This window comes from Streptomyces sp. NPDC052040, assembly GCF_044548405.1.
In the GTDB taxonomy this organism is placed as follows: Bacteria; Actinomycetota; Actinomycetes; order Streptomycetales; family Streptomycetaceae; genus Streptomyces.
The window spans coordinates 150,561-172,440 of record NZ_JBIUBV010000004.1 but is presented as its reverse complement, the minus strand read 5'-3'; the positions used below and the strand labels follow the sequence as shown (position 1 = coordinate 172,440).

Sequence of the window (21,880 nt, the reverse complement as noted above, 5' to 3'; positions counted from 1 at the left end):
TACACCAGTGAAGCTCTGGCTCGACGGCGGGCTGCACGACACCGACGCCGCCCGCGTCTCCGTCTTCGACCACGGACTGACCGTCGGCGACGGCATCTTCGAGACCGTCAAGGCCACCGGCGGCAGGCCCTTCGCGCTGACCCGCCACCTCGACCGGCTCACCCGCTCGGCACGAGGCCTGGGCCTTCCCGACCCCGACCTCGACGAGGTCCGCCGCGCCTGCGCCGCCGTCCTGGAGGCCAACCCGATGCCCCTCGGGCGCCTGCGCATCACCTACACCGGCGGCCACGGCCCGCTCGGCTCCGACCGCGGAGACCGGGGCCCGACCCTGGTGGTCGCGGTCGGCGGGACCACCAGGCGACCCGACTCCACCGCCACGATCACCGTGCCGTGGACCCGCAACGAACGCGGGGCGCTGACCGGCCTCAAGACCACCTCCTACGCCGAGAACGTCGTCGCCCTCGCCCGCGCCGCCGAACAGGGCGCGTCCGAGGCGCTGTTCGCCAACACCGTGGGCCGGCTCTGCGAGGGCACCGGCTCGAACGTCTTCGTCGTCCTCGACGGCGAGATCCACACCCCGCCGCTCGCCTCCGGCTGCCTCGCGGGCATCACCCGGGCGCTGACCGTCGAGTGGGCCGGGGCCCGGGAGACCGATCTGCCGCTCGACGTGCTGGAGCGGGCGGACGAGGTCTTCCTCACCTCCACCCTGCGCGACGTCCAGGCCGTGCACCGGGTGGACGGCCGCGAACTGCCCGGCGCACCCGGCCCGGTGACCGCCAAGGCCATGCAGATCTTCGCCGAGCGGTCCGGGGACGACCTCGACCCCTGACATCCGGCTGACCCGGGGCCCGGCAGTGGGTAGAACAAACCCGATGACGACGACCCTGCGGCCGGACGAGCCGCTTCGAGAGCATGCGGACGGAACGCGTTCACGGCGCTACCTGGTGTGTGTGAACGGCCGCCCGGTGGGCGCGCTGCGGCTGTCCACGCACCCCGAGTACGGGGCCGCCGTGGCCCGCCTGGAGGAGCTGCGCATCGAGGAGCCGGACCGCGGGCGGGGCCGGGGCACCGTGGCCGCGCTCGCCGCCGAGGAGGTGGCGCGGGGCTGGGGCTGCACGCGGATCGAGGTGACGGTGGACCAGGACGCCGGGGCGGCCCTCCGGCTCGCCACCGCCGTCGGGTACGTCCCGCGCAGCCGGCAGATGGCCAAGCGCCCCGACCCCGGACCGCCCCGGCTGCCCGCGGGCGGCGCCGTGCGGCCCATGACCGAGGCGGAGTACGGCCCCTGGGCCGCCCGCGACCGGGAGGGCTTCGTCCGCGACCTGGTCGGGCGGGGGGTGCCGGAGGGACAGGCCCGCACCAAGGCGGACCGGTCCCACGCCCGTCTGCTGCCGGACGGCCTGGCGACCTCGAACACCGCCATCAGCGTGCTGGAGCAGGACGACGACCCGGTCGGCACCCTGTGGCTCGGGCTGTGGCCCGAGACCGCCTTCGTCCTCGGCGTCGACGTCCGTCCGGAGCACCGGCGCCGGGGCCACGGGCGGACGCTGATGGCGCTGGCGGAGGCGCAGGCCGCCGAGGCGGGACGGGACCGGATCGGGCTCCATGTCTTCGCGGACAACGTCCCGGCCGAACGCCTCTACACCGCACTCGGCTATGTGACGACCGCGCAGCACCTGTTCAAGGAGCTGATCTGAGGCGAAGGAGCTGATCCAAGGCGAGGGGCTGATCCGGGGCGAGGGACTGATCCGAGGCCGGGGCGGCGGGCGGGCGGCGGGCTCACGCCCGCTCGGCCAGCAGCCGGTCCGCGATCTCCTCGATCCGCTCGCGCAGCCCCTCCTGGCTCTTGCCGCCGTCCAGCCGCTCACCGCCGATGACATACGTCGGGGTGCCGGTGACACCGATCGCCTTGCCCTCGGCCTGGTCGGCGTCGACGATCAGGATGTGCCGTCCGTCGATCAGCGCGGTGTCGAACTCCTCGGCGTCCAGGCCGAGTTCGCGTGCCGTCTCGACCAGGAACGGCTCACCCTTGCGGTCCAGCTCCGCCACCCGGCCGAGCACCGCCTCCACGTAGGCCCAGCCCTGCCCTTGTGCCATCGCCTCCTCGGCGGCCTGCGCGGCGGCGAAGGCGTGCCGGTGCTTCTCCAGCGGGAAGTGCCGCAGCCGGAGCTCCAGCCGGTCGCCGTAGCGGGCCCGCAGGGCTCGGATGTCGTCGAGGGCACCGTGGCAGTCGGGGCACTGGAGTTCGCACCAGACGTCGAGGACGGGCGCGGAGGCGGATACGGGGGAGGAGTCGCTCATGGCCACCAGTCTCCCAGGGGTGGAGACGCCCTCGCCCCCTGGGGAGGAGCCGACCCGGAGATGACCCTGAGGTCCGGCCGGGACGTGGCAGGGGTGAGGCGGTGCGGTGCAGGATGGAAGGGGCGAAACACCTCGCCGACCGAGCAGGCCAGGAGGACCGGATGATTGCCCAGACAGTGTGTACCGCCGTGTCCGTGGCCGGCCTGGGCGTCGCGGTCGTCACGGCCTACCGCAAGCGCTTCCTCGCGGCCGCCCGGATCGCCGCCTATGCGCTCGTGCCCGTCGGGCTGGTCATGACCGGAGTCATCGGCTGGGTGGCCCACTCGGTGTTCAGCCCGGTTGCCTGGGCGGGCTTCGGCGTCCTCGGCGTCGCCTGCCTGCTGTTCCTCGGGACCCGGGCCGTGGAGCGCCGCGGCGGCGGCCAGGAGGAACGCAGGGTCCGCCGGGGCGCCCGGCGCGAGGCGGTCGCCCCGACCTCCGCCGACCCGGCCCTCGGAAAGGGCGCCCGGCCCGCGAGCGGCTCGCGCAAGGGCAACGCCTCGGAGGACTACAGCGACATCGAGGCCATTCTCAAGAAGCACGGCCTGTGACGGATTGAGAAGCACGGCCTGTGACGGATTGAAACGACACAAGGACCGCGGCCGGGCGACCGCACGGGGAACGATCGGAGGGTGGGCGCCCGACGATCACGAGACACCACACCGAGATCAACTTCGGTCCCGGTATCGCAGAAATCGGCGAACTCCCTGACATTGCGGGCGTGTTGACCGCGGAGCATGCCTGACCTGCGCCATCATCGCCGCGAGATGCTGGACAGAACCCAGAGCGGCACCGGTGTTCCTCCCGAGGAGCGCCGGGGCTGTCTCTTCGCGCTTTCCCAGCCACCGCTGATGATCTTCCTTGCGGTGATCGGCTGCCTGCTGCTCATGGCATCACTGCACGACCTGCTGATGCTCTGAGCCGTATGCGGAGCCCCTGGCGCCACCCGCTGAGGGCTCCGTCAGCCCGCCGCGGACATGCCGTTTCCGGTCCGCTCCGGCCACGCCGATACTCACGGAGAGTAGCGGATTCGGGGATTCCCCCGCCGTCGTCCGGACCCCGCCCGCAGGACGCCGTCCTTCCACCGGAGCCTTCCGGCCGACCGCACGGACGCGCCGCAGGGCACCGTGCCGAGGGCCGACCGCGGACGCCGGTCCCCGCTGCCGGGCCCCGGCCCCGGGGCTCAGCCCGCCGCCTCCTTGCGCCGCGCCCGGTACGCCGCCACATGCAGGCGGTTTCCGCAGGTGCGGCTGTCGCAGTAGCGGCGAGAGCGGTTGCGGGACAGGTCCACGAAGGCCCGGCGGCAGTCGGGCGCCTCGCAGTGCCGCAGCCGCTCCTGCTCCCCGGCGACCACGAAGAAGGCCAGCGCCATCCCGCAGTCCGCCGCGATGTGGTCGGCCACCGAGGCGCCCGGCGCGAAGTAGTGGACATGCCAGTCGTAGCCGTCGTGGTCGGTGAGCTGGGGCGTCGTGCCCGCGGCAGCCACCAGGTCGTTGATCAGCAGGGCCGCGGTCCCGGCGTCGGGCGCGGAGAAGACCGTGGCGAGCCGCCCGCGGATCCGGCGCACCGCCGCGAGGTCCAGGTCCGACAGCAGGCCGATGTCGCTGAGGTCGTGCTCGCGCGCGAAACGGTCGAGGGCGGCGGCGTCCGGGAGCCCGTCGGCCCCGTCGCCCTCGGGTGCGGTGTTCACCAGATCCACCACGAGGTCGAGCGCGCAGCGGGTGTCATGGGTGATCAGCACGTGTCGCTCCCTGGCCTGGGGGTCGGGCGGACGCCCGCCGATGCCGGACGAGCCTAGCGGCTCGGCGCCGCCCGGGGGCGGCCGCCGACCCGGCCGCCCGGTCCGCCGGGCTCCCCGAGGCGCCCGGCCGGACCGCGGCACCACGGCGCGCGGTCGCTCCCTCACCCTGTGTGCACGCGCCCGGGCGCCGCCCCCGCGAGGGCTCGCGGTGACGGCGCCCGGGTGTGCCGTATGCGGTTGTCCCCGCCCGGTCCGTCTCCCCGAGTGGACGGCGCCGGGCGACTACGGGGTCATGCGCTAGCTCTCGGCCAGGATGTGGGAGAGCTCGGTGTCGAGATCGAAATGGCGGTGCTCCGTGCCTGGCGGAACGGCTGCGTCCGTTCGCTTCAGGAACGACTCCAGGGCCCGCGCCGGGGCCTCGAGCAGGGCCTCGCCCTCAGGGGAGCTCAGGGCGATGCATACGACGCCCTGGCCGTGACTGCGGGACGGCCAGACGCGGACGTCTCCGGTCCCGGTGGGCCGGTGCAGGCCCTCCGCCAGGAGGTCGCGGGCGAACACCCACTCGACGGTCTCCTCGGCTCCGGTGTGGAAGGTGGCGTGCACGGCGTAGGGATCGGCCGTGTCATACCGCAGTCCTGCGGGTACTGGCAGTGAGGACTCGCTCGACACAACGAGGCGCAGGTGCAGCTCGCAGCTGACCGTGGTGTTCATAAGCGCCAGGGCCTTTCGCTCAGTGTGCGCTCGGGGATTCGCACGTCGGCGAAATCGACATGCCACCTACGGTGCCGTTGTAAACCCCTCTGAGTGTTTTGCGTGTCTTTACGTAGCTCATCCGGCCGAGACGTTCTTCGGCGGGTACGTCCATTCCGGTGACGGATTTCTCTCGGGTAGGGTTTGGTCGTATGAATACGGGGAGTGACGAACGGAGTCGGATCGCCGTGTCCGGGAAACGACCGGAGACCGAGCGCGCCCTCGGCTCCCGGGCGCCCGCGTTCGTGCGGAAGCGGCGGGCCCTCCACCTGAGCTGGCAGGCGGGCGTCTTCCTGGCCGGTCTCGCGGTGGTCGCCGCGGGCGTGGTCATGCTGCCGCTGCCCGGCCCCGGCTGGCTGGTGATCTTCGCGGGCATGGCGCTCTGGGCGACGGAGTTCGTCTGGGCCCAGCTCGTGCTGCGCTGGACGAAACGGAAGGTGACCGAGGCGGCCCAGCGTGCGCTCGACCCCCGGGTGCGCCGCCGGAACATCGCCCTGACCACGGCCGGAGTGGTGATCACCGCGGCCCTCGCCGGGGTCTACCTGTGGAAGTTCGGCCTGGTGATGCCGTGGAGCGTCCGGCAGGAGTGAGCGCGCAGCTGGTCGGAGGCAGCCCCTGACATGGGGTAATGTTCTCCCTGCGCCCGGGCGATTAGCTCAGCGGGAGAGCGCTTCGTTCACACCGAAGAGGTCACTGGTTCGATCCCAGTATCGCCCACAGCACCGAGGGCGGCGGCAGCTCGCAGATCATGCGAGCGGTCGCCGCCCTCGTCGTATGCCCGCCTCCGCGGAGCCTCCGCATCCCTTTACCGGCAATCGCTTTCCTGAACCGATTCACCGAAGCCGGTGCCGCCGCCGCACCCGGACGGGCGTGATCCGAATCGCGCGGGGAACACCCGGGGGCCCGACTTCCGGGATTTCAGGGCCCATTGATGCGAGCAGACCCGGGAGCCCGATGAAATCCCCGGCGGTCAATCCCGACCACTCCCGGATTTCTTCCGAAAGGCGGGGCTGCCAAAGCCCTTCCGTATCACTCAACTCCCCGCGGACGCAGGACATGTGACGGACGGACGGCAGCCGTACGGCACACGGAACGAGGGTCCGCCCGCGGATGCCGGGGCGGCCGGTCTCGGGCACACTCGCCCCATGGACCGCAACCACTACCGCTTCCGCAGCCTCTGGACCCTCCCCGCGCCGCCCGCCGCGGTCTACGCGGTCCTGGACCGCCCCGAGGAGTACCCGAGATGGTGGCCCCAGGTGCGGGAGGTGATCCGGCTCGACGACACCACCGGCATCGTCCGTGCCCGCTCACTGCTGCCCTACGACCTCGCCTTCACCCTGCGTCAGGTGCGGCGCGACCCCGCGGCCGGGATCCTGGAGGCCGAACTCTCCGGCGACCTCCGGGGCCGGGCCCGCTGGACGGTCACCGCGACCGCCACCGGCACCCTCGTCCGCTACGACCAGGAGGTCGAGGTCACCAAGCCGCTGCTCAGGCGCTGGGCCCTGCCCGGGCGGCCCGTCTTCCGGGCGAACCACCGGCTGATGATGCGCTCGGGGAGGCGGGGGCTGGGCGCCCACCTCCGGGCGGTTTGAACGAACCCGCCCGGGACCTGTATTGTTCACTGCGTTCCCGGGCGATTAGCTCAGCGGGAGAGCGCTTCGTTCACACCGAAGAGGTCACTGGTTCGATCCCAGTATCGCCCACACTCAGAAGACCGGTCCGTCATCGACGGGCCGGTTTTTCGTGCGCCGGACACCTTTCGTATGCCAGGACACCGTTCTTGCGCCGGGGCACCGGGGGAGGGGCCGCACGCCCCCGCGGTCCGGGTCAGGCCGCCGCCGGAAGCTCCGGGCGCAGCGGCCACGCCGGGTCCACCACCTCCTCCGAGCCGCTGCGGGCGAACCAGGCCTGGAGCCCCCGCGCCTGCGCCGCGTGCCACCCCGTCTGAAGGGTGTGCAGTTCGACCGGCGTCAGCCGCTCCAGCCGGGCCGCGTAACGGCGCCCCACCGCCCGTACGACCTCCAGGGCGGCCACCGCGTCCTCCGCCGCGTCGTGCGCCCCCGCCAGGGCGACGCCGTAGTGCGCGCACAGATCGGTCAGGGTGCGGCGGCCCTTGCGATAGCGGTCCAGATGCTTGTCCAGGACCCGCGGGTCGAGCACGCACAGCGGCTGCGACGGGAACCAGCGGTCCAGCGAGGAGGCACGGTGCCGACGCAACTCCCGGTCCAGGAGCGTCAGATCGAACGGCGCGTTCATCACCACCAACGGCCGCCCCAGCGCGGTGTGTTCGCCCAGCTCCCGGGCTATCTCCTCCACCACCGGCGACGGCCAGCGGCCGTTGCGGTGCAGATGCTCCTCCGTCAGACCGTGCACCGCCGTCGCCTCCGCGGGCACCGGCACGCCCGGATTGACCAGCCAGCGGCTCACCCTCGGCCGGACGCCCGGCGCGTCCTGGACGACGACGGCGGCCGACACGATCCGGTCGGTCTCGACGTCCACGCCCGTGGTCTCCGTGTCGAACGCGGTCAGGGGGCCTTCGTACCAGCACGTCATGCGCGATCAACTCCTCGTTCACCCTCGGCAGTTGACGTACTGTCCGCTGCCCCGGTTCGGTGATACCCGGGCTGTTTGCGCCGTACGCCGGAAGGACACAACACGAGTACGGGTCTTTGCAGTTCAGCGGCCCGTCATGAGGATCGGTCCGACAGGGAAGGCCGTTGGTCATGGCGATAGCGCAGCCCGAGCGGGGCGGGCTGCTGCCCGAACGCACGGGCACCCTTCGCGGGAACCTCGCCACCACCGCCTGCATGGAGACCTTGCAGGTCGGATATCTGCACGCGGTCGCCGCCGCGGCCGGCTGCTCGCTGTCCCAGCCCTTCCCGGACAACGGCATCGACTGGCACGTCAGCCACAGCGCCCCCGGCCACACCGTCGACGACGAGGTCACCATCAAGGTGCAGCTCAAGTGCACCTACCAGATCCCGCCCCACCCCCCGGGCCGCACCTTCTCCTTCACGCTCGACAACGAGCACCTGGCGAAGCTGGCCCGCACCCCCGTCTCCGTACACAAGATCCTGGTCGTGATGATCGTGCCCCGCTCCCAGGAGCAGTGGCTGCGCGCCGGTCACGACCGCCTCGATCTGCGGCACTGCTGCTACTGGACCAACCTCGCCGGGCATCCGGTCACCGGCCGGCACCGCACCACCGTGCGCATCCCCACCGCGCGCATCTTCGACGACCGCGCCCTGTGCGAGATCATGACCCGGGTCGGAACGGGAGGCAGACCATGACCCACCGCCCCCACGACGAGCCCGTACGCGCCGTCCGGCCGCACCCCGCCGAACCCTCCTGGCACCGCCCGCCCCCGCCCGACCAGGTCGACCCCGCCGTGCTCGGCGCCCTGCTCCGCCGCCATGGCTGGCAGCGCCGCGGCGGCGCCCCCGGACGCTACGGCCGCTGGACCCCGCCCGGCCCGGGCGGCGGCACTAGCCTGCTGGTGCCCGAGAGCCGGGCCTTCCCCGACAGCGACGACCTGCTCGGCGAGGCCCTGCTCGCCCTGAGCCGCAGCGGCTCGCCCTTCGCCCGCGACGTACTGGTCGGGCTGGCCGTGCCCAGCGACGAGATCCACTGGTGGCGGGACGTCCCCACCGGACCGGTCGGCAGCGCGCCCTGGGCCGTCGAGGACGAGCTGCGCTCCGCCGCCCGCGCCATGCTGCTGGCCGGTGCCCTCGCCACCCGCGCCCGGGCGGGCTACTACGGCGCCCGGCACCGCAGGCCCGCCGCCGCGTCCCTGGACGAGGTGCTGGTCGGCGCCGCCCCCGGCGGCCGCAGGCTCAGCGCCTTCCTGCCCGTCGCCACCGGGCGCCCCCTCGCCGTACGCCTGCACCAGGCGCTGTACGCGGCCCGGGAGGCGGTCGACTACCAGCGCGCCACCGGCGGTATGGAGGCCTTCGACGCCGCCGTCGGGGCGGGTGTCAGCCGGGAGCTGACCGAGGCCCTGGTCGCCCTGGTGAGCGGCTCCGAGGGAGCCCGTATCGCCGTGGAGTGGGCCCCCGCCGCCGGGGTGCCCGAGGGTGGCGCGACCCCCGCCGAGCCGGTCGAGTTCTCCCCCGGCGACCTGCCCGCCCTGCGCGAGGCCGGGGCCCGCTATCTGCGCGAGGAGCCCTCCGTCCCCGTCTCGGTCACCGGCACCGTCGTCCGCCTGCGCCGCCCGGGCCCGTGCGGCGAGGGCACCGTACGGCTGCGGGTGATCGCCGGGGCCGAGGTGCCGCACCTGCGGATGACCCTGGACGAGGAGGCGTACCGCACGGCCGGTCACGCCCACCTCGCCGGGCTGCCGGTCCGGGTGCACGGAAGGCTGGAGAGCCGGGGCGGCTTCCGGCGCCTGGTGGACGCGTCCGGGGTGGCCCCGGTGCAGGTGGACGAGGCCGAACGGGACCGGCTGATGAAGTCGCTCCAGGAGAATGCGAAGGACGCGGAATTCTTCGGAGAGGCGCCCGACGGGGACTGACCCCCCAAACCGTTTCGCGGAGGGCGGCCACGGGTCGGTACGATCCCAGTCATGTGCGCGCCCCAGGTATGGCGCCGCATCCATCAGCAGTCAGGAGAGACCGGTGTCAGACGTCCGTGTGATCATCCAACGCGATTCCGAGCGGGAAGAACGCGTGGTGACGACGGGCACTACGGCCGCCGACCTCTTCGCCGGCGAGCGCTCGATCATCGCCGCGCGCGTGGCCGGTGAGCTGAAGGACCTCAGCTACGCGGTCCAGGACGGCGAGACCGTCGAGGGCGTCGAGATCTCCTCCGAGGACGGCCTCAACATCCTGCGCCACTCCACCGCGCATGTGATGGCCCAGGCCGTGCAGGAGATCTTCCCCGAGGCGAAGCTCGGCATCGGCCCGCCGGTCAAGGACGGCTTCTACTACGACTTCGATGTCGCGCGGCCGTTCACCCCCGAGGATCTCAAGGCCGTCGAGAAGAAGATGCAGGAGATCCAGAAGCGCGGCCAGCGCTTCGCACGCCGCGTCGTCACCGACGAGGCCGCCCGCGAGGAGCTGGCGGACGAGCCGTACAAGCTGGAGCTGATCGGCCTCAAGGGCTCGGCGTCCAGCGACGACGGCGCGGACGTCGAGGTCGGCGCCGGCGAGCTGACGATCTACGACAACCTGGACGCCAAGACCGGCGAGCTGTGCTGGAAGGACCTCTGCCGCGGTCCCCACCTGCCCTCGACCCGGCTGATCCCGGCGTTCAAGCTGATGCGCAACGCGGCCGCCTACTGGCGCGGCAGCGAGAAGAACCCCATGCTCCAGCGCATCTACGGCACCGCCTGGCCGTCCAAGGACGAGCTGAAGGCGCACCTGGACTTCCTCACCGAGGCCGAGAAGCGCGACCACCGCAAGCTGGGCAGCGAACTCGACCTGTTCTCCATCCCCGAGCAGATCGGCTCCGGCCTCGCCGTCTTCCACCCCAGGGGCGGCATCGTCCGCCGTGTGATGGAGGACTACTCGCGCCGCCGCCACGAGGAGGAGGGCTACGAGTTCGTCTACACCCCGCATGCGACGAAGGGGAAGCTCTTCGAGACCTCGGGCCACCTGGACTGGTACGCCGACGGCATGTACCCGCCCATGCAGCTCGACGAAGGCGTGGACTACTACCTCAAGCCCATGAACTGCCCGATGCACAACCTGATCTTCGACGCGCGCGGCCGCTCCTACCGCGAACTGCCGCTGCGCCTCTTCGAGTTCGGGACCGTGTACCGGTACGAGAAGTCGGGCGTCGTGCACGGTCTGACCCGTGCCCGCGGCTTCACCCAGGACGACGCGCACATCTACTGCACCCGCGAGCAGATGGCCGACGAGCTGGACCGCACGCTCACCTTCGTGCTGAACCTGCTGCGCGACTACGGTCTGACCGACTTCTACCTGGAGCTGTCCACCAAGGACCCGGAGAAGTACGTCGGCACCGACGAGGCCTGGGAGGAGGCCACCGAGACCCTCCGCCAGGTCGCCGAGAAGCAGGGCCTGCCGCTGGTCCCGGACCCGGGCGGCGCCGCCTTCTACGGTCCGAAGATCTCCGTCCAGGCCAAGGACGCCATCGGCCGCACCTGGCAGATGTCGACGGTCCAGCTGGACTTCAACCTGCCGGAGCGGTTCGACCTGGAGTACACGGCCGCGGACGGCACCAAGCAGCGCCCGGTGATGGTCCACCGCGCCCTCTTCGGCTCCATCGAGCGCTTCTTCGCGGTGCTCCTGGAGCACTACGCGGGCGCCTTCCCGGCATGGCTGGCACCGGTCCAGGCCATCGGCATCCCGATCGGCGACGCGCACATCGAGTACCTCCAGCGCTTCGCCGAGGCCGCCCGCAAGAAGGGGCTGCGCGTCGAGGTGGACTCCTCCTCGGACCGGATGCAGAAGAAGATCCGCAACGCCCAGAAGCAGAAGGTGCCCTTCATGGTCATCGCGGGCGACGAGGACATGTCCAACGGCTCGGTGTCCTTCCGCTACCGGGACGGCTCCCAGGAGAACGCCATCCCGTTCGACGAGGCCATCGCCAAGATCGCGAAGGTGGTCGAGGAGCGGGCCCAGGTCTGATCCGCACCGCCGGGCCGGGCGGACCGGCCCGGCGGTGTTCCGGACCGGTCCGTCCCCGCCCCGACCGCCCGCCCCGAACGGGCGAAGCCATATGCTGCACTCCATGACGAGTGAGCCGGAGCAGCAGATCGGAGTGGGGACGCAGGACGCGTTCCAGCGCCTGTGGACGCCCCACCGGATGGCCTACATCCAGGGCGAGAACAAGCCGACCGGTCCGGGGGCCGACGACGGCTGCCCGTTCTGCACCATCCCGGCCAAGTCCGACGAGGACGGGCTGATCGTCCGACGGGGCGAGCAGGTGTACGCGGTGCTCAATCTGTACCCGTACAACGGCGGCCATCTGATGGTCGTGCCCTACCGCCATGTTGCCGACTACACCGAGCTGACGGAGGCGGAGACCGCCGAGCTGGCCGGGCTGACCAAGCAGGCCATGACCGCCCTGCGGACGGCCTCCGGGGCCCAGGGCTTCAACATCGGCATGAACCAGGGCGGGGTGGCGGGCGCGGGCATCGCCGCCCATCTGCACCAGCACATCGTGCCCCGCTGGGGCGGCGACACCAACTTCATGCCGGTGGTCGGCCACACCAAGGTGCTGCCGCAGCTGCTGGCCGACACCCGGGCGATGCTTGCGGAGGCCTGGCCGACGGCATGAGACCGCGCGGGACACCGGGGCCGGGACTCCGGCCCCGGTGTCCCGTCCCGGGACCCGGTTCCGGAGTCCTCAGGCGCTACGCGTCGTAGACATCGGCCTTGCGCGGCGAGGGGTCCTGCACCTGGGAGCTGAGGAACGCCGACCGGGTGCCGAACTTCTCGGTGTCCACGCCGTTCTCCGCCAGGACCCGGATCGCCGCCGCGTGCACCACCCGCAGCACCGGTGTAGCCGCCCGCAGCGCGTCGTCCGCCATGAAGCGGTGCCGCCACGGCTGGTCCGCCCAGGCATGGCGCAGGCCGAACGGCTCGGGCAGGGACAGCGAGCCGCCCAGCCAGTTCAGCACCGGCGGATACCAGGTGAGCGGGGCGCGCACGGCCAGGCGCACCACCTCGTCCGCGGTCACCAGCGGGAGCTTGACCTCGCGGGTCTCCCAGAACCTGACCTGCTTCTGCACCTTCTTGGTGGGCGCCGACGGCTTGCTGGTGAACAGCGGGTTCACCGGGCCCAGGGCATGTCCGGTGACCTCGATGCGCAGGGTCTCGTGCAGGACCGTCACCGTGATCAGCATGGTGAGGACCAACTGCCCGTCCCACAGGGTCCACTGCACGCCGAGATAGTGCCGCTGACCGCCGCCGAACTGCTGCTTGTTGCAGATCTCCTGGATCGCGTGCGGCTTCATCTGGTACGCCTCGACGTCCTCGCCCCCGGGACGGGACACCTCCGAGGCCTTCTCGCCGATCGGGCTGACGATCCAGTGCTTGATCGACGGGGTGGGGAAGCCGCCGGTGTTCAGCGGGCCGCGCTCCAGCATGCGCAGCTGGTCGTGGATCGCCTTGATCACGTCCCAGCTGCGGAAGGGGTGGATCTCCTTGTCCGGGTCGCGTGCCACCAGGTCCTCGGCGAGCTGCCAGCTGCCCCAGCGGGTGCCCATGCCGAGGATGCCCTTGGGCCCGGCGTAGAAGACGGAGTTGGACTGCTGCTCGGCGCTCAGCCGGGCCAGTGACTGGCGCAGCCGCTCGGCCGCGTTCTCCCCGGGGCTGCCCGGCACCGCCTCGGGGATCTTCGCGCCTAGGCCGCCGCCCGCGAGCAGGCTCGCCCAGCGCTCCCGCAGGTCCCGTGCGGTGCGCTCGCAGATCTGCTTCGCCCAGAACCAGCCGGCCACCGGCAGGATCACCGAGGCGCGGGCGTACCAGGCCCAGAAACCCCCGAACGGGATCTTGATCAGGAAGAGCACGGCGAGGGCGCCCACCGCGATCAGCAGCGCGGAGCCGAGGGCGGACCCGCGCTCCGCACCCCGCCGGGCGACGGTGGCGCGGATCTGGAACACCAGCAGCCCCACCAGGAGCCCGGGCAGGAAGAGCACCCCGCACAGCACGGTCACCGCCGAGAGCCAGTTGTCGCGCTCCCGGCGGATGCGGTGGGCGGCGAGGCAGTGCTCCACGACCACCTGGGGCTCGGTGCCGAAGGACTGGATGAGCGGCTTGCGGCCGGCGCCCAGCATCCGGTCCCGCACCGCGAGGGAGAAGGCCTCGCCGAGATTGGGCCGGAACAGCTTCGCCCAGGCGCGGGGCGGGCTCACGGCCGAGGCGTGCCACTCGTTGTTGGCGTCGAGGATCGTCTCGACCCTCGCGTCCCGGTAGGCCGCCGACGCCAGGGCGTAGGTCGCCGCTGTCTGGCCCGCGGAGCCCGACAGGGGCACCTGAGCCCCGGGGCTGAAATCGAATCCGTCCGTCACTGCCCGCCCCCTCGCCGCCCAACCCGCTTCTGCGGCCTTCCCGACTTCCGTGCCCCGCACACCTGTTGAACAGGTCATCGTGGTGATCGCGTGTCAACTTGATCAGGTCATCAGCGTATCCGCCGCCGACGGCGTCCGTCGGCGGACGGCCGAGAAGCCGCCCGCCGGGGGGAGGGAAATCCGGGCAGCGCGAACTACGGTGCGTGCTGCGCCTCTTCGCGGATCCGGTGCGCGAGCTGCGGCGGCATCGGCTCGTGCCGCGCGTAGGAGCGGCTGAAACGCGCCGTGCCGTGCGAGAGGGAGCGGAGATCGACGGCGTACCGGCCGATCTCGATCTCCGGCACCTCGGCCCGCACCAGCGTCCGGCCGCCGCTCGTCTGTTCGGTGCCCAGGACCCGGCCGCGGCGGGTGGACAGATCGCTCATCACCGCGCCCACGTAGTCGTCGCCGACCAGCACCGCGATCTCCGCCACCGGTTCCAGGAGGTGGATCGTGGCGTCGGCGGCCGCCTCGCGCAGCGCGAGCGCGCCCGCCGTCTGGAAGGCGGCGTCCGAGGAGTCCACCGAGTGCGCCTTGCCGTCGAGCAGGGTGACCCGGACGTCCACCAGGGGATGCCCGGTGGCCACGCCCTTGGCGGCCTGGGCCCGTATGCCCTTCTCGACGGACGGCACGAACTGCCGGGGCACGGCCCCGCCGACCACCTTGTCGACGAACTCGATGCCGGAGCCGCCGGGCAGCGGTTCCACCTCGATCTCGCAGATCGCGTACTGGCCGTGGCCGCCGGACTGCTTGACGTGCCGCCCGCGGCCGCCCGAGGTGCCCGCGAAGGTCTCCCGGAGCGGGACCCGGTGCGGCACCACGTCGACCTGGACCCCGTAGCGGCTGCGCAGCCGCTCCAGGGCGACGTCCGCGTGCGCCTCGCCCAGGCACCAGAGCACCACCTGGTGGGTGTCCTGGTTCTGTTCGAGCCGCATGGTCGGATCCTCGGCGACCAGCCGGGAGAGCCCCTGGCTGAGCTTGTCCTCGTCCGGCTTGCTGTGCGCCTGGATGGCGAGCGGCAGCAGCGGGTCCGGCATCTCCCAGGGCGCCATCAGCAGTGGGTCGTCCTTGGCCGAGAGGGTGTCCCCGGTCTCGGCGCGGTTCAGCTTCGCCACGCACGCCAGATCGCCCGCGACGCACTGGCCCAGTGGGCGCTGCTGCTTGCCGAAGGGGGCGGACAGCGCGCCGACCCGCTCGTCCACGTCGTGGTCCTCGTGGCCCCGGTCGGCCAGCCCGTGCCCGGAGACATGGACGGTGGCGTCGGGGCGCAGGGTGCCCGAGAAGACGCGGACCAGCGAGATCCGGCCCACATACGGGTCCGAGGACGTCTTGACGACCTCCGCCACCAGCGGGCCCGACGGATCGCACAGCGCGAGTTCCCGGGGCCTGCCGTCCGGACTGGTGACCGCGGCCGCCTCCCGCTCCAGCGGGGTCGGGAAGCCGCCCGTGATCAGCTCCAGCAGTTCCACCGTGCCGAGCCCCTGGCGGGCGCCCTCGGCGGCGGGCGCGGCGGCGAGCACCGGGAAGAACACGCCCCGTGCGACCGCCCGCTCCAGGTCCTGGACCAGCGTCCCGATGTCGACGGCCTCGCCGCCCACATAGCGGTCCATGAGGGTCTCGTCCTCGCTCTCGGAGATGATCCCCTCGATGAGCCGGTTGCGGGCGTCCTCGATCAGCGGCAGCTGCTCGGGCCCCGGCTCGGACTCCTTGCGCTCGCCGGACGCGTGGTCGTAGAGCTTCTGCGACAGCAGCCCGACCAGCCCGGTCACGGGTGTGTGCCCGTCGGGGCCCTGCGAGCCGTGCAACGGCAGATACAGCGGCAGCACGGCGTCGGGGTCCTCCGCGCCGAACTCCTCGGCCAGCACCCGGGTCGTCTCCTCGAAGTCGGCCCGGGCGGCCTCCAGATGCGTGATCACCAGCGCGCGCGGCATGCCGACGGCCGCGCACTCGTCCCAGACCATGCGGGTGGCCCCGTCCACCCCGTCCGCGGCCGAGACCACGAAAAGGGCCGCGTCCGCCGCGCGCAGACCGGCCCGCAATTCCCCGACGAAGTCGGCGTATCCGGGGGTGTCCAGCAGATTGACCTTGATCCCGTCCCATTCGACGGGGACCAGCGAGAGCTGCACCGAACGCTGCTGGCGGTGCTCGATCTCGTCGTAGTCGGAGACGGTGCCGCCGTCCTCCACGCGGCCCGCCCGGTTCACCGCTCCCGCGGTCAGCGCGAGAGCCTCCACCAGTGTCGTCTTGCCGGATCCGCTGTGGCCGACCAGCACCACATTCCGTACGGACGCGGGGTGGTCGGCCGCCGGGGCCCTGCCGGCGGCTCCGGGGTGTGCATTCGCCTTGTCGCCCATGGCCTTGCCTCCCGTGCACGGTGAGGTCTCTGTGGGCGCGGACATGCGGACCCGCGTGCGGTAGGCGGCTCCGGTGACGCCCGCGGTGTCTTCGAGCTTTGCACTCCCGTCACGGTGCGTCCATACGAAGGACGTGATCCCGCCACCGCCCCACGGCCCCCGCACCGCCCGGACGGGACACGGAGGACCGGGTGCCCGGCCGCCACGCACGGCCGCGCCTGGCTACGATGGGCCAGCCGGCGGCCAGCAGGGTCGCGCGGCTCACCGACCGTCGGGAAGGCCATGCTGAACAAGTACGCGCGTGCATTCTTCACGCGTGTCCTCACACCGTTCGCCGCGTTTCTGATCCGCAGGGGCGTGAGCCCCGACGCGGTCACGCTCCTCGGCACCGCCGGGGTCGTCGCGGGGGCGCTGGTCTTCTACCCCCGGGGCGAGTTCTTCTGGGGCACGATCGTGATCACCCTGTTCGTGTTCTCGGACCTCGTCGACGGCAACATGGCCCGCCAGCTGGGCCGCTCCAGCCGCTGGGGCGCCTTCCTGGACTCCACGCTCGACCGGGTCGCCGACGGCGCGATCTTCGGCGGCTTCGCCCTGTGGTACGCGGGCCGCGGCGACAACGAGGTCCTGTGCGCGGTCTCGATCTTCTGCCTGGCCAGCGGCCAGGTGGTGTCGTACACCAAGGCACGGGGCGAGTCCATCGGCCTGCCGGTGGCCGTGAACGGGCTCGTCGAGCGGGCCGAGCGACTGGTGATCTCACTGGTCGCGGCCGGGCTCGCGGGGCTGCACACGTTCGGTGTGCCCGGCATCCAGGTCCTGCTGCCGATCGCGCTGTGGATCGTCGCCGTCGGCAGTCTGATCACCCTGGTCCAGCGGGTGGTCACGGTCCGCCGGGAAGCCGCCGAGGCGGACGCCGCCGCTGCGGGCGGCCCGCCTGCGGAGAACGCCTCGCACGGAAGCGGGACCACGCAGTGACGGACGCCGGGAAGCAGGCCAAGCAGGCGCAGGAGCCGGGCGGCGCCGTGGTCGGCCTGCGGGAGCGGCTCACCGACGGCCTCTACGGCCTCGGCTGGGGAACGGTCCGTACGCTGCCCGAGCCCGTCGCCACCCGGCTGGGGCGCACCATCGCCGACGCCGCCTGGCGACGGCGCGGCGCGGGCGTGCGGCGGCTGGAGAGCAACTACGCGCGCGTGGTGCCCGGCGCGAGCCCCGAACGGCTCGCCGAGCTGTCCCGGGCGGGCATGCGCTCCTACCTGCGCTACTGGATGGAGTCCTTCAGGCTCCCCGCCTGGAGCCCGGAGCGCGTCCGCGAGGGCTTCGAGGTCAAGGACCTGCACCACCTCACCGACGGTCTGGCCGCCGGGAAGGGCGTCGTCCTCGCGCTGCCGCACCTGGCCAACTGGGACCTCGCGGGCGCCTGGGTCACCACCAAGCTCCGGACGCCCTTCACCACCGTCGCCGAGCGGCTCAAGCCGGAGACGCTCTACGACCGCTTCGTCGCCTACCGCGAGGGCCTCGGCATGGAGGTGCTGCCGCACAGCGGCGGCTCCGCCTTCGGCACCCTGGCCCGGCGGCTGCGCGACGGCGGACTGGTCTGCCTGGTCGCCGACCGCGACCTGTCGGCCTCCGGGGTCGAGGTGGACTTCTTCGGCGAGACGGCCCGGATGCCCGCGGGCCCGGCGCTGCTCGCCCAGCAGACCGGCGCGCTGCTGCTGCCGGTCACCCTCTGGTACGACGACTCGCCCGTCATGCGCGGGCGGGTGCACCCCCCGGTCGAGGTACCCGGGACGGGCAGCCGGGCCGAGAAGACGTCCGCCATGACCCAGGTGCTGGCCGACGCCTTCGCCACCGGGATCGCCGACCATCCGGAGGACTGGCACATGCTCCAGCGTCTGTGGCTCGCCGACCTGGACCCCGCCAAGGACCCCCGGAAGAGGACGGCGTGAGGATCGGCATCGTCTGCCCGTACTCCTGGGACGTGCCGGGCGGCGTCCAGTTCCACATCCGCGACCTGGCCGAGTACTTCATCCGCCTGGGCCACGAGGTCTCCGTGCTCGCCCCCGCGGACGACGACACCCCGCTGCCGCCCTACGTCGTCTCCGCGGGCCGCGCGGTCCCGGTCCCGTACAACGGCTCGGTGGCCCGGCTGAACTTCGGTTTCCTCAGCGCGGCCCGGGTGCGGCGCTGGCTGCACGACGGCCGGTTCGACGTGATCCACATCCATGAGCCCGCCTCTCCCTCGCTGGGCCTGCTGGCCTGCTGGGCGGCGCAGGGCCCGATCGTGGCGACCTTCCACACCTCCAACCCGCGCTCGCGGGCCATGGTCGCCGCCTACTCGATCCTCCAGGCGGCCCTGGAGAAGATCAGCGCGCGGATCGCGGTGAGCGAGTACGCCCGGCGCACCCTCGTCGAACACCTGGGCGGCGATGCCGTGGTCATCCCGAACGGCGTGGACGTCGACTTCTTCGCCCGGGCCGAGCCCAAGGCCGAATGGCAGGGCCTGGCCGTCGGGCAGGGTCCGACGATCGGCTTCATCGGCCGTATCGACGAGCCCCGCAAGGGCCTGCCGGTCCTGATGAGGGCGCTGCCGACGATCCTGGCCGCCCGCCCGGACGCCCGGCTGCTGGTCGCCGGACGGGGCGACGAGGAGGAGGCGGTGGAGTCGCTCCCCGCCGGGCTGCGCTCCCGGGTGGAGTTCCTCGGCATGGTCAGCGACGAGGACAAGGCCCGCCTGCTGCGCAGCACCGACCTGTACGTGGCGCCCAACACCGGCGGCGAGAGCTTCGGGATCATCCTGGTGGAGGCCATGTCCGCGGGCGCGCCCGTGCTCGCCTCCGACCTGGACGCCTTCGCCCAGGTCCTCGACCAGGGGGCGGCCGGTGAGCTGTTCGCCAACGAGGACGCCGACGCGCTCGCCGCGGCGGCCCTGCGGCTGCTGGCGGACCCCGAGCGCCTGGCGGAACTGCGGGCCCGCGGCAGCGCCCATGTCCGGCGCTTCGACTGGTCGACGGTCGGCGCGGACATCCTGTCCGTCTACGAGACGGTGGCGGACGGCGCGGCCGCCGTGGCCGCGGACGAACGCACGGGCCTCCGCGCCCGCCTGGGCCTGGTACGGGACTGAGCCCCACCCGCTCCGCGGTGCCACGGGCTGGGCGGCCGGGAACGCTTTGACCGGGCGGGCCGATTGGTCGGTCACTGGTGAGGGGGCGGGCCCCGGGGCACCTCTGGCTGGGTGACGGCTCAGGTCACTCCTGGCGGGGTGGTGGGCTCGGCTTGTCTCTGACCGTGCGGCGGGCCCCGGTGACCTCTGGCCGAGTGGCGGGCTCGGGCCACTCCTGGCGGGGTGGTGGGCTCGGCTTGTCTCTGACCATGCGGCGGGCCCCGGTCACCTCTGGCTGGGTAGCGGCCTCGGGTCACCCTGACCGAGTGGCGGCCTCGGGCCAACCCTGGCGGGGTGGTGGGCTCGTCCCTGAGCGTGCGGTGGGCCCCGGTCACCTCTGGCCGGGTGGCGGCCTCGGGCCAACCCTGGCGGGGTGGTGGGCTCGTCCCTGAGCGTGCGGTGGGCCCCGGTCACCTCTGGCCGGGTGGCGGCCTCGTGCCATTCCTCGCCGGGTGGCGGGCCCGGGCCACTCCTGGCTGGGTGGTGGGCTCGGCCCGTCTCTGACCGTGCTGCGGGCCCGCCCCGGGCGGGCCCGGCCTATCCCCGACCGGGTCGCGGGCTCGGCCCACCACCTGACCGGGCGACGGGCCCGGGCCACTCCTGGCGGGGCGGCGGGCTCGGCCCATCCCTGACCTGCTGCGGGCCGAGGCCACCCCTGACCGGGTGGCAGCCTTGGGCCACCCCGACCGGGCAGCGGCCCCGCCCGGGTGGCGGGCCGGGACCACTCCTGGCCGGGCTGGCCCGCCCGGCTGGTCCGTGACTGGGTGGCGGGCCCCGGCCACTCCTGACCGGGCGGCGAGCCCGGCCCACCCCTGACCGGGCGGCGAGCCCGGCCCACCCCTGACCGGGCGGCGAGCCCGGCCCACCCCTGACCGGGCGCCCAACCCCCGCGCCCGAAAGGCCCGGTAGCCTTGCCGCCCGTGACCGCAACCCTCGTCTGGATCCTTGTCGCCCTTGCCGCGATCGGCCTCTATCTGAGCTGGACCGCGGGCCGCCTCGACCGGCTGCACTCCCGGATCGACGCGACCCGCGCCGCCCTCGACGCCCAGCTGCTGCGCCGCGCCTCCGTCGCCCAGGAGCTGGCGACCTCGGGGGTGCTCGACCCGGCCGCGTCGATCGTGCTGTACGAGGCCGCCCACGCCGCCCGGCAGGCGGAGGAGGAGCAGCGGGAGGTTGCCGAGAGCGAACTGAGCCAGGCGCTGCGGGCCGTCTTCGGCGAGGCCCAGCAGCTGGAGGCGGTGCGGGAGGCGCCCGGCGGGGAGGAGGCCGCGCGCGAGCTGACCGAGGCCGTGCGCCGGGTGCCGATGGCCCGGCGGTTCCACAACGACGCCGTACGTGCCGCCCGGGCGCTGCGCCGCCACCGCAAGGTGCGCTGGTTCCGGCTGGCCGGTCACGCCCCGTTCCCGATGGCCTTCGAGATGGACGACGAGCCCCCGGCGGCCCTCACGGACCGGTCCGCGGTCTGACGGAACGCGGGCCGTGCCCCGCCCAAAATGATCCACCGCCTCCCCATTGGCCCTTGCCGTACCCCGTTCACCCGGCGTTTGCTCGCTCCAGCAGAAATCAGCCCTTTTCCCGAGTGAGGTCGCACCGTGTCCAGCACGCTCTCCACCCCCCAGACCCCCGAGACCGGCACGGCCCGCGTCAAGCGCGGCATGGCCGAGCAGCTCAAGGGCGGCGTGATCATGGATGTCGTGACGCCGGACCAGGCGAAGATCGCCGAGGACGCGGGCGCCGTCGCCGTCATGGCCCTGGAGCGGGTCCCGGCCGACATCCGCAAGGACGGCGGCGTCGCGCGCATGTCCGACCCGGACATGATCGAGGGCATCATCGACGCCGTGTCCATCCCGGTCATGGCCAAGTCCCGCATCGGCCACTTCGTCGAGGCGCAGGTGCTCCAGTCCCTCGGCGTCGACTACATCGACGAGTCCGAGGTGCTCACCCCGGCCGACGAGGTCAACCACTCCGACAAGTGGTCCTTCACCACCCCCTTCGTCTGCGGCGCCACCAACCTGGGCGAGGCCCTGCGCCGTATCGCCGAGGGCGCCGCGATGATCCGCTCCAAGGGTGAGGCCGGCACCGGCAACGTCGTCGAGGCCGTCCGCCACCTGCGCCAGATCAAGGGTGACATCGGCCGTCTGCGCAGCCTCGACAACCACGAGCTGTACGCCGCCGCCAAGGAACTGCGCGCCCCCTACGAGCTGGTCAAGGAGGTCGCCGAGCTGGGCAAGCTCCCGGTCGTGCTGTTCTCCGCCGGCGGTGTGGCCACCCCCGCCGACGCCGCGCTGATGCGCCAGCTCGGTGCCGAGGGCGTCTTCGTCGGCTCCGGCATCTTCAAGTCCGGCGACCCCGCCAAGCGCGCCGCCGCCATCGTGAAGGCCACCACCTTCTACGACGACCCCAAGATCATCGCCGACGCGTCCCGCAACCTGGGCGAGGCCATGGTGGGCATCAACTGCGACGTCCTCCCCGAGAGCGAGCGCTACGCCAACCGCGGCTGGTAAGGCCCCGGCCCCCAGGAC

20 protein-coding genes, 2 tRNA genes and 1 pseudogene are annotated in these 21,880 nt (G+C 72.6%); 17 read left to right on the top strand and 6 right to left on the bottom strand.

Going from position 1 to position 21,880, the window contains the following annotated elements; genetic code table 11:
• Positions 1-7 precede the first annotated feature (7 nt).
• On the top strand, positions 8-829 hold the full coding sequence (locus ACIHAA_RS11510) for an aminotransferase class IV (protein WP_399815714.1): 822 nt from the start codon (positions 8-10) through the stop codon (positions 827-829).
• A gap of 43 nt (positions 830-872) precedes the next feature.
• Positions 873-1,697 (top strand): GNAT family N-acetyltransferase, encoded by an 825-nt coding sequence (locus ACIHAA_RS11505; protein ID WP_399815713.1) that lies wholly within the window; start codon positions 873-875, stop codon positions 1,695-1,697.
• A gap of 82 nt (positions 1,698-1,779) precedes the next feature.
• On the opposite strand, the gene ACIHAA_RS11500 is transcribed toward ACIHAA_RS11505, so the two are convergent.
• Positions 1,780-2,301, bottom strand: coding sequence for a DsbA family protein (locus tag ACIHAA_RS11500; protein ID WP_399815711.1), 522 nt, complete (start codon positions 2,299-2,301; stop codon positions 1,780-1,782).
• Between the two features lie 161 nt (positions 2,302-2,462).
• On the opposite strand from ACIHAA_RS11500, the gene ACIHAA_RS11495 reads away from it, so the two are divergent.
• Positions 2,463-2,891 (top strand): hypothetical protein, encoded by a 429-nt coding sequence (locus ACIHAA_RS11495; protein WP_399815709.1) that lies wholly within the window; start codon positions 2,463-2,465, stop codon positions 2,889-2,891.
• A gap of 216 nt (positions 2,892-3,107) precedes the next feature.
• Positions 3,108-3,260, top strand: coding sequence for a hypothetical protein (locus tag ACIHAA_RS11490; protein ID WP_234517237.1), 153 nt, complete (start codon positions 3,108-3,110; stop codon positions 3,258-3,260).
• 263 nt (positions 3,261-3,523) lie between these two features.
• Here the strand turns inward: ACIHAA_RS11490 and ACIHAA_RS11485 are convergent, their stop codons facing one another.
• Both ACIHAA_RS11485 and ACIHAA_RS11480 read right to left on the bottom strand, forming a co-directional pair.
• Positions 3,524-4,081: a CGNR zinc finger domain-containing protein gene (locus ACIHAA_RS11485; protein WP_399815707.1), complete on the bottom strand. Its 558-nt coding sequence runs from the start codon at positions 4,079-4,081 to the stop codon at positions 3,524-3,526.
• Between the two features lie 297 nt (positions 4,082-4,378).
• The gene (locus ACIHAA_RS11480; RefSeq protein WP_003959770.1) at positions 4,379-4,792 is read right to left on the bottom strand and encodes an SsgA family sporulation/cell division regulator; all 414 of its coding nucleotides are present in this window, start codon (positions 4,790-4,792) and stop codon (positions 4,379-4,381) included.
• Between the two features lie 191 nt (positions 4,793-4,983).
• On the opposite strand from ACIHAA_RS11480, the gene ACIHAA_RS11475 reads away from it, so the two are divergent.
• The 4 genes from ACIHAA_RS11475 to ACIHAA_RS11460 all read left to right on the top strand — a co-directional run bounded on the left by ACIHAA_RS11475 (position 4,984) and on the right by ACIHAA_RS11460 (position 6,534).
• A complete protein-coding gene (locus ACIHAA_RS11475; RefSeq protein WP_399815706.1) occupies positions 4,984-5,421 on the top strand; it encodes a TIGR02611 family protein in 438 nt (145 codons plus the stop codon).
• Positions 5,422-5,476: 55 nt separating this feature from the next.
• Positions 5,477-5,548, top strand: a tRNA-Val gene (locus ACIHAA_RS11470).
• 428 nt (positions 5,549-5,976) lie between these two features.
• A complete protein-coding gene (locus ACIHAA_RS11465) occupies positions 5,977-6,423 on the top strand; it encodes an SRPBCC family protein (RefSeq protein WP_399815704.1) in 447 nt (148 codons plus the stop codon).
• A gap of 39 nt (positions 6,424-6,462) precedes the next feature.
• A tRNA-Val gene (locus ACIHAA_RS11460) sits at positions 6,463-6,534 on the top strand.
• 124 nt (positions 6,535-6,658) lie between these two features.
• Here ACIHAA_RS11460 and ACIHAA_RS11455 read toward each other — a convergent pair.
• Positions 6,659-7,384: a 3'-5' exonuclease gene (locus tag ACIHAA_RS11455; RefSeq protein ID WP_399815702.1), complete on the bottom strand. Its 726-nt coding sequence runs from the start codon at positions 7,382-7,384 to the stop codon at positions 6,659-6,661.
• A gap of 170 nt (positions 7,385-7,554) precedes the next feature.
• On the opposite strand from ACIHAA_RS11455, the gene ACIHAA_RS11450 reads away from it, so the two are divergent.
• From ACIHAA_RS11450 to ACIHAA_RS11435, 4 genes are all read left to right on the top strand, one after another.
• On the top strand, positions 7,555-8,121 hold the full coding sequence (locus tag ACIHAA_RS11450; protein ID WP_399815700.1) for a DUF4365 domain-containing protein: 567 nt from the start codon (positions 7,555-7,557) through the stop codon (positions 8,119-8,121).
• The gene (locus ACIHAA_RS11445) at positions 8,118-9,341 is read left to right on the top strand and encodes a hypothetical protein (RefSeq protein WP_399815698.1); all 1,224 of its coding nucleotides are present in this window, start codon (positions 8,118-8,120) and stop codon (positions 9,339-9,341) included. Before ACIHAA_RS11450 ends, ACIHAA_RS11445 begins: the two co-directional genes overlap by 4 nt.
• A 103-nt stretch (positions 9,342-9,444) precedes the next feature.
• The gene (gene thrS / locus ACIHAA_RS11440; protein WP_399815697.1) at positions 9,445-11,421 is read left to right on the top strand and encodes a threonine--tRNA ligase; all 1,977 of its coding nucleotides are present in this window, start codon (positions 9,445-9,447) and stop codon (positions 11,419-11,421) included.
• A 91-nt stretch (positions 11,422-11,512) separates the two neighbouring features.
• On the top strand, positions 11,513-12,073 hold the full coding sequence (locus ACIHAA_RS11435; RefSeq protein ID WP_399815695.1) for an HIT family protein: 561 nt from the start codon (positions 11,513-11,515) through the stop codon (positions 12,071-12,073).
• 76 nt (positions 12,074-12,149) lie between these two features.
• Here the strand turns inward: ACIHAA_RS11435 and ACIHAA_RS11430 are convergent, their stop codons facing one another.
• Positions 12,150-13,808, bottom strand: coding sequence for a hypothetical protein (locus ACIHAA_RS11430; protein WP_399815693.1), 1,659 nt, complete (start codon positions 13,806-13,808; stop codon positions 12,150-12,152).
• A gap of 194 nt (positions 13,809-14,002) precedes the next feature.
• Positions 14,003-16,201 carry an elongation factor G-like protein EF-G2 gene (locus tag ACIHAA_RS11425; RefSeq protein ID WP_399816124.1) on the bottom strand — a complete coding sequence of 733 codons (2,199 nt, stop codon included), beginning with the start codon at positions 16,199-16,201 and terminating at the stop codon, positions 14,003-14,005.
• 227 nt (positions 16,202-16,428) lie between these two features.
• Between ACIHAA_RS11425 and pgsA the strand changes: the two are divergent.
• From pgsA to pdxS, 5 genes and pseudogenes are all read left to right on the top strand, one after another.
• Positions 16,429-17,173, top strand: a pseudogene (gene pgsA, locus ACIHAA_RS11420) (phosphatidylinositol phosphate synthase).
• Between the two features lie 47 nt (positions 17,174-17,220).
• A complete protein-coding gene (locus ACIHAA_RS11415) occupies positions 17,221-18,144 on the top strand; it encodes a phosphatidylinositol mannoside acyltransferase (RefSeq protein WP_399816123.1) in 924 nt (307 codons plus the stop codon).
• Positions 18,141-19,319, top strand: a complete 1,179-nt coding sequence (locus ACIHAA_RS11410) for a glycosyltransferase family 4 protein (protein ID WP_399815692.1) — start codon at positions 18,141-18,143, stop codon at positions 19,317-19,319. The genes ACIHAA_RS11415 and ACIHAA_RS11410 overlap by 4 nt, the downstream gene beginning before the upstream one ends.
• Before the next feature lie 959 nt (positions 19,320-20,278).
• Positions 20,279-20,824 (top strand): hypothetical protein, encoded by a 546-nt coding sequence (locus ACIHAA_RS11405; protein WP_399815690.1) that lies wholly within the window; start codon positions 20,279-20,281, stop codon positions 20,822-20,824.
• A 126-nt stretch (positions 20,825-20,950) separates the two neighbouring features.
• Positions 20,951-21,862: a pyridoxal 5'-phosphate synthase lyase subunit PdxS gene (gene pdxS / locus ACIHAA_RS11400; protein WP_399815689.1), complete on the top strand. Its 912-nt coding sequence runs from the start codon at positions 20,951-20,953 to the stop codon at positions 21,860-21,862.
• Positions 21,863-21,880: the final 18 nt, after the last annotated feature.

Excerpts from the sequence above, each read along its gene's own strand:
- ACIHAA_RS11495 (WP_399815709.1), top strand. The coding sequence starts at position 2,463 with ATGATTGCCCAGACAGTGTGTACCGCCGTGTCCGTGGCCGGCCTGGGC.
- ACIHAA_RS11450 (WP_399815700.1), top strand. The coding sequence starts at position 7,555 with ATGGCGATAGCGCAGCCCGAGCGGGGCGGGCTGCTGCCCGAACGCACG.
- ACIHAA_RS11425 (WP_399816124.1), bottom strand. The coding sequence starts at position 16,201 with ATGGGCGACAAGGCGAATGCACACCCCGGAGCCGCCGGCAGGGCCCCG.
- ACIHAA_RS11480 (WP_003959770.1), bottom strand. The coding sequence starts at position 4,792 with ATGAACACCACGGTCAGCTGCGAGCTGCACCTGCGCCTCGTTGTGTCG.
- ACIHAA_RS11445 (WP_399815698.1), top strand. The coding sequence starts at position 8,118 with ATGACCCACCGCCCCCACGACGAGCCCGTACGCGCCGTCCGGCCGCAC.
- ACIHAA_RS11475 (WP_399815706.1), top strand. The coding sequence starts at position 4,984 with ATGAATACGGGGAGTGACGAACGGAGTCGGATCGCCGTGTCCGGGAAA.
- ACIHAA_RS11465 (WP_399815704.1), top strand. The coding sequence starts at position 5,977 with ATGGACCGCAACCACTACCGCTTCCGCAGCCTCTGGACCCTCCCCGCG.
- ACIHAA_RS11455 (WP_399815702.1), bottom strand. The coding sequence starts at position 7,384 with ATGACGTGCTGGTACGAAGGCCCCCTGACCGCGTTCGACACGGAGACC.
- ACIHAA_RS11435 (WP_399815695.1), top strand. The coding sequence starts at position 11,513 with ATGCTGCACTCCATGACGAGTGAGCCGGAGCAGCAGATCGGAGTGGGG.
- ACIHAA_RS11500 (WP_399815711.1), bottom strand. The coding sequence starts at position 2,301 with ATGAGCGACTCCTCCCCCGTATCCGCCTCCGCGCCCGTCCTCGACGTC.
- ACIHAA_RS11490 (WP_234517237.1), top strand. The coding sequence starts at position 3,108 with ATGCTGGACAGAACCCAGAGCGGCACCGGTGTTCCTCCCGAGGAGCGC.
- ACIHAA_RS11505 (WP_399815713.1), top strand. The coding sequence starts at position 873 with ATGACGACGACCCTGCGGCCGGACGAGCCGCTTCGAGAGCATGCGGAC.